Origin of the sequence: Streptococcus sp. 68 (assembly GCF_013277415.1) — a bacterium.
Classification (GTDB): domain Bacteria; phylum Bacillota; class Bacilli; order Lactobacillales; family Streptococcaceae; genus Streptococcus.
Genome location: NZ_VMMX01000003.1, coordinates 243,915 through 255,661 on the forward strand (window position 1 = coordinate 243,915; position 11,747 = coordinate 255,661).

Consider the following 11,747-nt stretch of genomic DNA (forward strand, 5'->3'; position numbering starts at 1 on the left):
GACCTACCAATTTTTTACTTGTTCAAAGATTTCCTCAGCTAGACTTTCACTTCTGGCAATGACTAAAATCGAGCTATCATCAGCCAAACAGCTAAAAATCTTGTCAGCAAAAGTCTCAATTAACTGAGCTTTTACAAAAGCTGTATTTCCTGGAATAACTTGGAGATTAATCATCTTATCCATCAATTCAGCTGACTCAATATTGTCTTCAGCCAGTTGCAAACTTTTCACGATTGATTTTGGCAATTCGTAGACATAGGTGTTATCTCTCAAAGGAATTTTGACAATGCCTAGCTCTTTGATATCCCGTGATACCGTTGCCTGAGTAGCAGTGATTCCTGCTTCTTTCAAATATTCTACAATTTCTTCTTGCGTGCCGATTTGATAATCTGTCACAAATCGTCTAATTTTTTCAAGTCTCTCTTTTTTATTCATTTTTAAATTGACTATGCGCCCTCTCTACTACTTCTTCAATTTCAGCAAGAACCTGATTGCTTGCTGACTCTTCTTTTTTCAAATACGCTAAAAACTCAATATTTCCATGTCCACCTTGGATGGGAGAAAAGTCCAAACCAAGGACTGAAAAGCCTTCCTCTACTGCCATGGTTGTGACAGATTCAAGGACATGTTGATGGACCTTGGCATCACGAATGATTCCGTTTTTCCCAATCTGCTCACGTCCTGCCTCAAACTGAGGCTTAACCAGAGCCACAACCTGACCCTGATTAGCCAAGACACGGTGCAAGGCCGGAAGGATCAGACTGAGGGAAATGAAACTCACATCAATACTGGCAAAGCTCGGTTCCTTTTCGAAATCAGTCTTTTCAGCATAGCGAAAATTGAACTGCTCCATGCTGACAACTCGCGGGTCCTGGCGTAATTTCCAAGCCAACTGATTGGTGCCGACATCAACTGCAAAGACTAACTCAGCACCATTCTGCAACATGACATCGGTAAAGCCTCCAGTAGAAGCACCGATATCAATCGTGGTCGCTCCATCAACTGACAAATCAAAGACCTGCAAGGCCTTCTCCAGTTTCAAGCCACCACGGCTGACATACTTGAGTTTTTCACCCTTGAGTTTTAGCTCAGTGTCGTCTGGAATTTTCTCTCCTGGTTTGTCAAATCGTTCTCCGTTCAGGGCTGCAACGACTAGTCCAGCCATGACGCCGCGTTTGGCTTGTTCTCGCGTTTCAAACAAGCCCTGTTTATAAGCTAGTACATCCACTCTTTCCTTAGCCATTGATTCTCAAACTTTCTACTACACTTACAATCGATTCTATCTCAAAAGGAACCTGCTGAGCAATTTCGTCTAATTTGGTATTAGCTTGATCCAGGGTTTGGTTACAAAAGGCAATGGCCTCTTCCAAGCCCAACAAGGCTGGATAGGTTGACTTTTCTGCCTGCAAATCCTTTTGAGGTGTCTTGCCGATCTCCTCAAAACTGGCGGTCACATCCAGTACATCGTCTCTAACTTGAAAAGCAAGCCCAATCAATTCACCTATAGTTTTAAATTTTGCCTGCATCTCAGGTGCCAATTCAGCTATAATAGCAGCTGCTTGGAGGGGATAAGCTAGTAATTTTCCAGTCTTATTGGCATGAATGGTCTGAAGTTCTTCCAAAGACAAATGCTGGTGTTCACCCTCCATGTCCAGAACTTGCCCAGCCACCATACCCAGACTACCTGAAGCAAGGGATAAGTTGGCAATCAAGTCCACCTTGATCTGACTTGGCAAATCTGCCTGCGCAATCAAGGCATAGGGATCCAGGAATAAAGCATCTCCAGCCAAAATGGCCATAGCTTCACCGAATTTCTTATGGTTGGTCAAACGCCCTCGACGATAATCATCATCATCCATAGCTGGAAGATCGTCATGAATCAAGCTCCCTGTATGAATCATTTCCAAGGCAGCAGCCACCTGTGCATGTGCTGGTTTAATAGCCACCTGCAAGGCTTCCAGAACTTCTAACAGAAGAAAAGGCCGAATACGCTTGCCACCAGCATGAATGGAATAGAGAACAGACTCTCGCAAACTAGAGGCAAACTGCTGGTCTCCATAAAAATCTTCCAAGGCTGACTCGACAAGAGCTAATTTTTCTTGCTTCTTCATTCAAAATCACTTTCTGTTCCGTCTTCTTGCATGACCTTGACCAAGGTCTTTTCAGCCTTGTCCAGCGTCGCTTGGAGCTCTTTTGACAAGACCATACCCTTTTGAAAGGCAGCAATTGCATCTTCTAAAGCAATTTCACCATTTTCCAAACTTTGGACAATGGTCTCCAGTTCTGCTAGATTTTCCTCAAATTTCTTTTGTTTTGACATCTTTAACCTCTAATTCTACTCGACCATCTCGCATCAAAAGCGTCACTTGGTCTTTTTTCTTCAAATTTTCAACTGAATCGACTACTGACTCTTCTTTCTTGACAATAGCATAACCACGCGCCACGATTCGACTGGTATCCAACATCAGCAAAGCTTCTGAAAGACGCTTGACCTCAGCAACCTTGGCATCATAAACCAAAGCCATTTGGCTACGGAGAAGCTTATCCAGCTGACCAAGACGGTCTTGATAACGTTGGATTTTGGTAACAGGTGATAATTGTACCAGTTGATGCGTCCTTGCTTGGACCAATTGCTTGTTATCAGAAATCCGTGTTCGCAAACTTTGTTTTAAGCGCAGTTGCAATTGATCCAAGCGTTGCAAATAGCCATCATACAAACGCTCTGGCTGTCTAAAGATAACAGACTGACTGCATTTTTTCAAAGCTTCTTGTTTCTTCGATAGGACATTTCGGACTGCTGTTGCCATCCGTTTTTCCTGATTTTGCAAATGAGCTAATATATCCAACTTGGTCACAGGTGTTGCCAGTTCAGCCGCTGCTGTTGGTGTGGCAGCGCGACGATCTGCCACAAAATCCGCTAAGGTCACATCCGTCTCATGTCCCACACTAGAAATGATTGGCAAACGAGATTCAAAGATAGCTCGTACCACCATTTCTTCGTTAAAGGCCCAGAGATCCTCGATGGAACCACCACCACGACCAATAATCAGCAAATCCAAATCGTCTCGTTGATTAGCACGCGCAATATTTCTAGCAATTTCCTCCGCAGAACCCTCACCTTGAACCTTGGTCGGATAAAGAAGGATGTCAACACCTGGAAAGCGCCTGCTGACGGTCGTGATAATATCTCGAATAACGGCTCCACTGCGACTGGTCACTACACCAATTCTCTTAAAAAATTGAGGCAGAGGTTGCTTGAAGCGTTCTTGAAACAGGCCTTCTTCTGTCAATTTTTTCTTGAGTTGTTCAAACTGAATCGCAAGCGCCCCAACCCCATCAGGCTCTGCCTTTTCAATGATAATGGAGTAGCTACCACTTGGTTCGTAAACCTGTACACGCCCAATTACATTGATCTTCATCCCTTCTTCCAGTGCGAAACCTAATTTCTGATAAACCCCAGACCAAATAGTCGCTTGAATAACTGCATGGTCGTCTTTTAGGGAGAAATATTGGTGAGTAGGTCGTTTACGAAAGTTGGAAACTTGACCAGTTAAATAGACCCGTTCCAAATAAGGGTCTTTATCGAATTTCATTTTCAGATACTTGGTCAAAGTTGTTACCGATAAATACTTTTCCATCTCCACCTACTATTCATTTACTTGCTCTTTCATGGGTATTATTATACCAAAAATATGCCTAAAAATCTCCATTTATGTACCATTATGAGGGAAAAATAAATAATAGGTTTTCAACAAATATCTGACAGCTTATGGCATAAGAAAACGAGTATATCCAATTACGGATATACTCGTTTTTTTGATATTTTAAAAGTGAACTTTTTGCCTTCTGCTTAAATCTTTTCGACAAAACCTTGATAACTATTTGTTACTTTCATCTTTACGTTTAGTAAACACAAAGAATGATGCTAAAGTTGTTAATAACCCAACCACAGTCATACTCATGTCCGACGCACTCCCCGTACGTGGCAATGTTGGTTTTTCCTCTTTTGGTGGCTCAACTAGTTTCGTTGGTATCACCTCTTTTGGTGGCTCAACCGGTTCTGTTGGTTTCTCCACTTTTGGCGGTTCCACTGGTTTTACTGGTTTCTCCACTTTTGGTGGTTCAACTGGTTTTACTGGTTTCTCCACTTTTGGTGGCTCCACTGGTCTCGTTGGTGGCGTTGGTGGCGTTGGTTCTTTCAAGTCAGGCTTAACCGGTGGGGTTGGAGCTTTTGGTTCTTTCAAGTCAGGTTTCACTGGTTTTTCTTTATCGAACTTGTTTGGTTCTTTTGGAGCAACTCCTAATGGTGTTGGTTCTTTAAGTTCTGGTTGTTTTGGTTCAACTGGTTTCGTTGGTGGCGTTGGTTTTGGTGTTTCAACCAATTCTAGTTTCGGTTTCACATCAATATATTCGTCAACGATAGCCGTGTTGATTCCGAATAATTGAGTGAATGGGACGGTTGCACCAAATTCCAAATAGAAGCCATCTTCTGTCACTTTTATAACACCTGCACCTTTGTATTTGTAAGGTGATTCTTGGTTATCCCATACCGGGTTTCCACTGTTAATTTCATCTAATGTTTTATCGGCATAAAATCCATCATCATGTTTATAGACAAAAGATTCATTCAATTTGATAAATGAAGCATTATGAATAGCATACACAATTTCACGATAGGTACTAGGCCATGTATTCACATTGGATCCATATTTGTTAGTCATATAATCTTTGACTTTTTTGAAACCATCTTTTTTGTACTCTTCTTCATCTTTTACGTATGCTGTTTTCAATTCTGCTTTTTTTGTATTCCACTCTTGACGTTTGGAAGGGTCACTCAATAATCCGCCGGGTTTTGATGCTGTTTCGAGGTCTACGTTATACAGTTTCTTAAATTCGTCATTTAAGTATTCGTCATAAACTCCTGATTTCCCATAGAATTCCTTAAACATATCCTTATTGTCTGCGAAATAATACGAATTGTCACTATAACCATGCCATCCTGTATTCATAGAACTCACTGCAAACATAACTGGTTTTTCTTTTGTTGGAATCACTTTCGTTCCATCTTCAAGATATAGAGTTGGTTTCATACGAACTCTTGTACTATATCCATGTTTTCTGAAATCACCATAGATTGATACTGAAATAGTTGGATCGTAGGCAGGAGAAATTTGCATTGTATCAACAGAACTACCAGTCTCTAAGACAGTGTATTCATAATCAATACGTGTGACTTTTTTCTTATCGTATGTGGTGTTCTCTAAGTTTGTGTAAGTCACGGTAAACGGTCTATCTTTTTTGGCAATGACAGGATATGTGGTGATATGTGGGTCTTTGCCGTATTCTCGATAACCTGTTACTGTTTCATCCCATCGTTTGATGATCTTATCTGTCAAATTATTTTTTGCTAATGCTTCATCTGATAATTGGTCGCTACTCAACTTTTTATGATTTAGTTTCCAAAAACTTCCGTCTTTCTGAGTATATTTCAACATTGCTAAAGCACCAGTATCACCAGTATCTTTAACTTCTATGCTGATTTTAGCATTTGGTTCTTTAACGAAAATCAAATAGTTTTTTTCTTCGCTTGCAAAACGACCTGGTTTCTTCGATTCTTCTTCGAATTTTTTCAATTTTTCGTTATATTCTGCTCTACGTTTATCGTTTTCAATTTTATCAGCAGCTTCATTAGATTTAACTTGTTTATTGTATTCTGCAAGTTTTGTATTGTATGTTGCGAGTTTAACGTCATAATCAGCTTTGGCCATATTATAGTCAGTTTGAGCTTTATCATAGGCCGCTTTATCTTTTTCATATTGTGCTTTTTTAGCATCCCACTCAGCTTTAAGTTTTTCGTATTCAGCTTTTACCTTGTCCGCCTCAGCTTTTTGTTTATTGTATTCTGCAAGGTCACTTTCGTATTTTGTCACTGTTTCTTTGTTTGCAGCTAACGCTTTGTCATATTCAGCTTTTGCTTTTTCATAGGCTGCTTTATCAGCTTCATATTTGGTAGTAAGTTCTTTATTTGCTAAAACAGCTCTATCGTATTCAGCCTTATCTGCTTCATATTTAGCCACACTTTCATTGTAGGCTTTAAGTTCTGCTTCATATGCTTTCTTATCTAATTCATATTTTGTTGTTTCTGCCTTATACGTAGTTAAATCCTTGCCATAACTATCAGACTCGTTTTGTTGAATGTTTGAAGATTGGTCAGAGGCTTCAACTGTATGTACCCCAAATAAGATAGCAGAAGTTAAGCATGCGCTTGCTAATCCAAATTTTACTGAGTTTTTGTTCATATTACTCACTCTTTCTTAGAACGATTTAGAGAAAACTTAGTTTCTTTTGATTATTTATTTTCCAAACTTAATACATATACAATAAATTTACTTAAATCTAATTCATCTGTTTATTTGCTGTTTCGAGCTTCTTCCAAAATCTTGGAAATTTTGGTTGTCAAAAGATCGATAGCCACTGTATTGCTGACCCCTTCAGGAATGACAATATCAGCATAACGCTTGGTTGGCTCGATAAACTGGTGGTACATTGGTTTAACCACACCTAGATACTGGTCAATAACGCTATCAAGACTACGGCCACGTTCTTCCATATCGCGCTTGATACGACGAATAATGCGCACATCATCATCCGTATCCACAAAAATCTTTATATCCATCAAATCGCGTAGGCGCTTGTCTTCCAAGACCAAAATCCCCTCAACGATAAAGACATCTTGAGGCTCCTGACGATAGGTCTTGCTGCTTCGTGTATGCTCTGTATAGTCATAAGTCGGAATGTCCACCGGACGCCCTGCCAACAATTCCTTAATCTGCTCAATCATCAAGTCTGTATCAAAGGCAAAAGGATGGTCGTAGTTGGTTTTGACACGCTCTTCAAAGGTCAAATGAGACTGATCCTTATAGTATGAATCATGCTCAATCATGGAAATCTTTTCATCAGGAAAATGCGATAAAATGGCTCTTGAAACACTGGTCTTACCACCACCAGAACCACCTGTCACTCCGATAATGATTGGTCTATTTTGCATGCTATCCTCCGTTTTTTTATCCGTCGTCTATTCTATCACATTTTTTGCAAAATTTATAGTCTGATTTGGATAGATTATAGGTAACAATCCTAATACTTACACCAAACTAGACTAGCTAAAAACCTTCCTTGGCTTATAGAGATTGTCCCTTTTTTCTAAAATAGCTAGCAATTGATTGCCTTCAAAGGCAGCCAGTTCTTGTTTTGTTTGTTCGAGTTCGATAAAACGACCAAAGCGCACTTCTGTAGCCTCTTCTGGACTTAGGAAAACTTTGACGAGGTCCCCTGTCCCAATCTCTATAGGATGGAGAAAGTCCAATTGGTCAGCCTCCACTTTTGTAGCAATTTCTTCCAAGGTAAGAGCATCTTCTAGTTGCAAACCAGCTGCACTAGTACGTGTTAGGTGTGACATATGAGCCGCATAACCAAGATTTTCACCCAAATCAACTGACAAGGTACGGATGTAAGTCCCTTTACTGCATTTCACACGAAAAGTGAATCGTGCGAGGTGATCCTCATAAGAAATCGGACTTGTTCGCTCAAATTGATAAATGGTCACCTGACGTTCTGGACGCTCTACTTCCTGACCAGCACGCGCATACTCATAGAGCTTGCGACCATTGACCTTAACCGCAGAGTACATAGGCGGAATCTGTTTAATAGGCCCAAGCAAGCTAGCAATTACTTCATCAACAAGCTTTTCATCCAATTGCGATAAAACAGGTGTCTCTGCGACCACTTCCCCACTGGCATCCTCAGTCGTCGTTGAATAACCAAGAGTGATTTCACCCTCATAGACCTTGCCCTCATCCTGCATAAACTCGACCATGCGTGTCGCCTTGCCAACCGCAATGGGCAAAACACCCACCACATCCGGATCCAAGGTCCCACCATGACCAATTTTCTTGGTTCCCAAAATCTTGCGCAGTTTAAAAACCGCATCATGCGAGGTCATCCCCGCTTCTTTTTTTAAGTTGATAATACCGTTCATATATTTCTTTCTCACTCCCCTTTCAGAGATTCAAACTTAGCTTTCATAGTTGGATTTTTACGGGTCAATTTTTTGACGGAAACATCTTCCAATTTGTTGTTTGCAAGGCGAAGTTGGTTTTCAGATGTGGTTAGGAATTTCTTGACCTCTTCCATGCGTTTGATGGCCTTGTCAATTTCATCGATAGCTTTGCCAAAGTTAGTCGAAGCTGAGTTATAGTTCTTAGCAAAGGCTAGTTTAAAGGCATCTAAGTCTTCTTCAAAATGCGTAATGTCAATATTTTGCTCACGCACCAAGGCCAGCTCCTGCTTGTATTTTAGGGAATTTAGCGCCGCATTACGTAAGAGCCCAATCAACTGGATAAAGAATTGAGGACGAACCACATACATCTTTTCATACTCGTGGCTGACGTCAACAATCCCTGTGTTAAAGTAATCATTATCGGCTTCAAGCATGGTTACCAAAACCGCATATTCACAGTTCTTCTCCCGACGGTCCTTGTCCAATTCCTTGTAAAAATCTGCATTCTTGTGCTTCTTCTCTGTTCCGTCAGCTTCATTTTTCATTTCAAACATGATGGAAATGATTTCAACACCATTTTCATCACTCTCGCGGAAGATAAAGTCCCCCTTAGACCCACGCGCTGAAACCTTGTTATCCTTCTCAAAGTAGGCATTTGGAAAGGCAAAACTGCGGACCTTATTAAACTCACTTTCCGCATACTGTTCCAGACTTTCCCCAATCGCTTTTGTGGATTGTTGAGCCTTGAAATTCTTGTAAAATTCGACTTGTTCACTAGCTGCCTTGAGCTGGGCTTCGTAGTTTTGCTTAACAGAAGCAAGAGAAAGCTCGTTTTCCTTTTCTTGCAGTAGGAGCTGATTTTTAACCTGGTCTCGTTCTTTTTCTAGGTCAGAGAGGGTCTTCTGTAGTTGATTTTCATGTTCCAAACGCAAGGTGGCCAATTGGTTTTCCAAGGCCTGTACTTCCTTGTCCTTAGCCAAGAGAGCCTGATTGCTTGTCTGTTCAACCTCTTTCTTGGCCAATTCTTTTTCTGTATCAAAGTTTTGGATTTGATTCTGCAATTGAGCAATTTCTTTGTCTTTTTGATCCAGTTTAGACTGTTGTTCATTCATGGCCTTTTGCTCAGCCAAGGCCAGTTCCTGCTTCATGCGATCGTGCAATTCCTTATTAAACTCTGCTGTTCTCACTTGGGACAAAAGTTCAGCATACTGACTTTCATTTACTGTAAAGACTTCCCCACAGTTGGGACATTTGATTTCGTTCATATCGTTCCTCTTTCTAGACTTCTGTAACCATTATATCATGCCTGAGGGAAAATCAAAAACAGTGAGTCGAAACCCACTGTTTATCTTCTTTTTCTTTAAATTTCTTCCAAGGCCAAGCGCAAATCTTCGATCAAATCCTCTACATTTTCAAGTCCGATCGACAAGCGGATTTGGTTTGGTGTGACTCCTGCTGCTTCGAGGTCTTTTTCTGACAATTGACCGTGAGTGGTTGTTGCTGGATGGACAACAAGTGATTTGGCATCTGCCACATTTGCTAGGTCAGAAAAGATTTCTAAATGATCAATTACCTTGCGTGCTTCTGCCTCCCCACCTTTGACATGGAAGGTAAAGATGGAGCCCACACCTTTTGGCAAGTATTTCTCAGCCAAGGCATGATAAGGACTATCTGCAAGTTTTGGATAATTTACCTTTTCTACCTTAGGATGGTTGACAAGAAAATCAACAATTTTCTCAGCATTTTGAACATGGCGTTCCACACGAAGTGAAAGGGTTTCAAGTCCTTGTAGCAAGAGGAAAGCATTGAACGGTGACAAGGCTGCACCTGTATCACGAAGCAATTGAACACGAACAGCGATAATAAAGGCTGCTGCACCGACATCACGAGTATAGCTCAAGTTATGATAGCTTGGGTCTTCCTCAACAAATTGAGGAAATTTACCTGAAGCCGCCCAGTCAAAACGACCACTATCAACGATCACTCCTCCAATAGTCGTACCATGCCCACCGATAAACTTAGTCGCAGAGTGAATGGCAATATCTACACCGTGAGAAAAAACGTTAATCAAATAAGGTGTAGCAAAAGTATTGTCAGAAACAAGTGGAATCTGATACTTATGAGCAATCTCAGCCAATTTTTCCAAGTCAGGAATATTAATCAAGGGATTACCCAAGGTTTCAATCAAGATAAGCTTAGTATTGTCTTTGATAGCTGCTTCTACTTCCTCCAAGTTATCCACATCTACAAATGTTGTTGTGATCCCATAACGAGGAAGGGTTTCTTTCAAGAGATTGAAGGTTCCACCATAAATGGTTGAAGCTGCTACTACATGATCACCAGCATGTGCAAGAGCCAAAATCGTATAAGTAACCGCGGCCATACCTGATGCTGTTGCAAGAGCTCCGACACCACCTTCAAGAGCAGCAATTCTTTCTTCAAAGGCAGCTGTTGTAGGGTTGGTGATGCGAGTATAAATGTTCCCTGGTTTTCTCAAGGCAAACAAATCGGCACCTTCCTGCGTGTCATCAAAAACAAAGGATGTTGTTTGATAAATCGGCACTGCACGAGACTTAGTAGCTGGATCCACAACTTGACCAGCATGTAGTTGTAGAGTTTCAAATTTAAAATCACGAGTCATAAAACGACCTCCAAATAGTTTGATTAAGGACATTGTAGCACCTTAAGTTATAGTTTACAAATATCAGTTTTCTATATTTTGATATAAGAAATAGCTATTACCTTATTTTGAAAATGAAAAAAGCACGAATCAATCGTGCTCATTTTCTTAATCTACATAAGTATCTTCGTTTTTATTGAGGAAGGCATATGGAAGACCCATCAAGAGGCCTCCTCCGATAAAGTTTCCGATGAAGGTTACTCCCCAGTGACGAAGCATATTTCCAACACCGAAGTTGGTAATTGAATCAGCAGCAACACTGAATTTCACAATCGCGAAAGAAGCAAAGTTCGCCGCAATGTGCTCGTTTGTTAAGAATACAAACATGTAAATAGCTGACAACACAAGCCAAAGTTTGGCACCACCATCTTTGACCAAAACAAATGAAAGAATCGCAATATTTACGAAAATATTTGCCAAAATCGCCTCAAGCAAGATTAATTCATTTGAACGGCCTAACTTCATCTCAACAACCCCTGAGATGAAACTATCGTGTGTCAGATGTGCATAAGCTGCTGAGTGGGCAAAGCCCCAACCTGCTATCAAAGCCCCGATAAGGTTGAACAAGGTACAGTAAAGTAAAATCTCAGCTGTTTTTCTCCAAGAGATTTTTTTCAAGAAACTACCTGCAGTCAAGAACATCATGTTTGATGTTACCAACTCGGCATTCAAGAAAACAATGTAGGCCAATCCCCAAGCAAAGACAAATGGAAAGAGGAAGCGTCCACTACCTGGTGCAATTTTATTAATCAAGTCAGCCCCAACTGCACCAGCAGCTGTACTGAAGGTTAAAAATGCACCTGCGAACATAGAACGAATCGCATACTTAAATTTGCTTTGACTATAAAGACTTTCCTTCTTCTTGCAAGCAAATTCAATCTTTGAGATAAATTCTGAAGAAACCATAATAAACTCCTAAATCTTTTTTATTGATAATTATATCACAAACTTTAGATTTTAGGAAGCGTTTTCTGTATTTCATAAAAGTTTTTTTTATGAAAATCTTAA

11 protein-coding genes are annotated in these 11,747 nt (G+C 40.5%); all 11 read right to left on the reverse strand.

Annotation, left to right across the window (positions count from 1 at the left end; translation table 11 throughout):
* Positions 1-3: 3 nt before the first annotated feature.
* The 11 genes from HT720_RS01930 to HT720_RS01980 all read right to left on the reverse strand — a co-directional run bounded on the left by HT720_RS01930 (position 4) and on the right by HT720_RS01980 (position 11,645).
* A complete protein-coding gene (locus HT720_RS01930; RefSeq protein WP_173274545.1) occupies positions 4-435 on the reverse strand; it encodes an arginine repressor in 432 nt (143 codons plus the stop codon).
* Complete coding sequence (locus HT720_RS01935; RefSeq protein WP_173274546.1) at positions 428-1,243, reverse strand: TlyA family RNA methyltransferase; 816 nt, start codon at positions 1,241-1,243, stop codon at positions 428-430. Before HT720_RS01935 ends, HT720_RS01930 begins: the two co-directional genes overlap by 8 nt.
* The gene (locus HT720_RS01940; RefSeq protein ID WP_173274547.1) at positions 1,236-2,111 is read right to left on the reverse strand and encodes a polyprenyl synthetase family protein; all 876 of its coding nucleotides are present in this window, start codon (positions 2,109-2,111) and stop codon (positions 1,236-1,238) included. The genes HT720_RS01935 and HT720_RS01940 overlap by 8 nt, the downstream gene beginning before the upstream one ends.
* Entirely contained in the window at positions 2,108-2,320 is a 213-nt protein-coding gene (locus tag HT720_RS01945; protein WP_000043226.1) for an exodeoxyribonuclease VII small subunit, read from the reverse strand. The genes HT720_RS01940 and HT720_RS01945 overlap by 4 nt, the downstream gene beginning before the upstream one ends.
* Positions 2,298-3,638, reverse strand: a complete 1,341-nt coding sequence (gene xseA, locus HT720_RS01950) for an exodeoxyribonuclease VII large subunit (protein WP_173274548.1) — start codon at positions 3,636-3,638, stop codon at positions 2,298-2,300. Before xseA ends, HT720_RS01945 begins: the two co-directional genes overlap by 23 nt.
* 240 nt (positions 3,639-3,878) lie before the next feature.
* Positions 3,879-6,299 carry a GbpC/Spa domain-containing protein gene (locus tag HT720_RS01955; RefSeq protein WP_173274549.1) on the reverse strand — a complete coding sequence of 807 codons (2,421 nt, stop codon included), beginning with the start codon at positions 6,297-6,299 and terminating at the stop codon, positions 3,879-3,881.
* A 110-nt stretch (positions 6,300-6,409) separates the two neighbouring features.
* Positions 6,410-7,048, reverse strand: coding sequence for a uridine kinase (gene udk / locus HT720_RS01960; protein ID WP_045591120.1), 639 nt, complete (start codon positions 7,046-7,048; stop codon positions 6,410-6,412).
* A gap of 111 nt (positions 7,049-7,159) precedes the next feature.
* Positions 7,160-8,038 carry a tRNA pseudouridine(55) synthase TruB gene (gene truB / locus HT720_RS01965; protein WP_173274550.1) on the reverse strand — a complete coding sequence of 293 codons (879 nt, stop codon included), beginning with the start codon at positions 8,036-8,038 and terminating at the stop codon, positions 7,160-7,162.
* A gap of 11 nt (positions 8,039-8,049) precedes the next feature.
* Positions 8,050-9,324: a DUF2130 domain-containing protein gene (locus tag HT720_RS01970; protein ID WP_173274551.1), complete on the reverse strand. Its 1,275-nt coding sequence runs from the start codon at positions 9,322-9,324 to the stop codon at positions 8,050-8,052.
* 95 nt (positions 9,325-9,419) lie between these two features.
* Positions 9,420-10,700, reverse strand: a complete 1,281-nt coding sequence (locus HT720_RS01975) for an O-acetylhomoserine aminocarboxypropyltransferase/cysteine synthase family protein (protein WP_173274578.1) — start codon at positions 10,698-10,700, stop codon at positions 9,420-9,422.
* 147 nt (positions 10,701-10,847) lie between these two features.
* Positions 10,848-11,645, reverse strand: coding sequence for a formate/nitrite transporter family protein (locus tag HT720_RS01980; protein ID WP_173274552.1), 798 nt, complete (start codon positions 11,643-11,645; stop codon positions 10,848-10,850).
* Between the last annotated feature and the right edge of the window lie 102 nt (positions 11,646-11,747).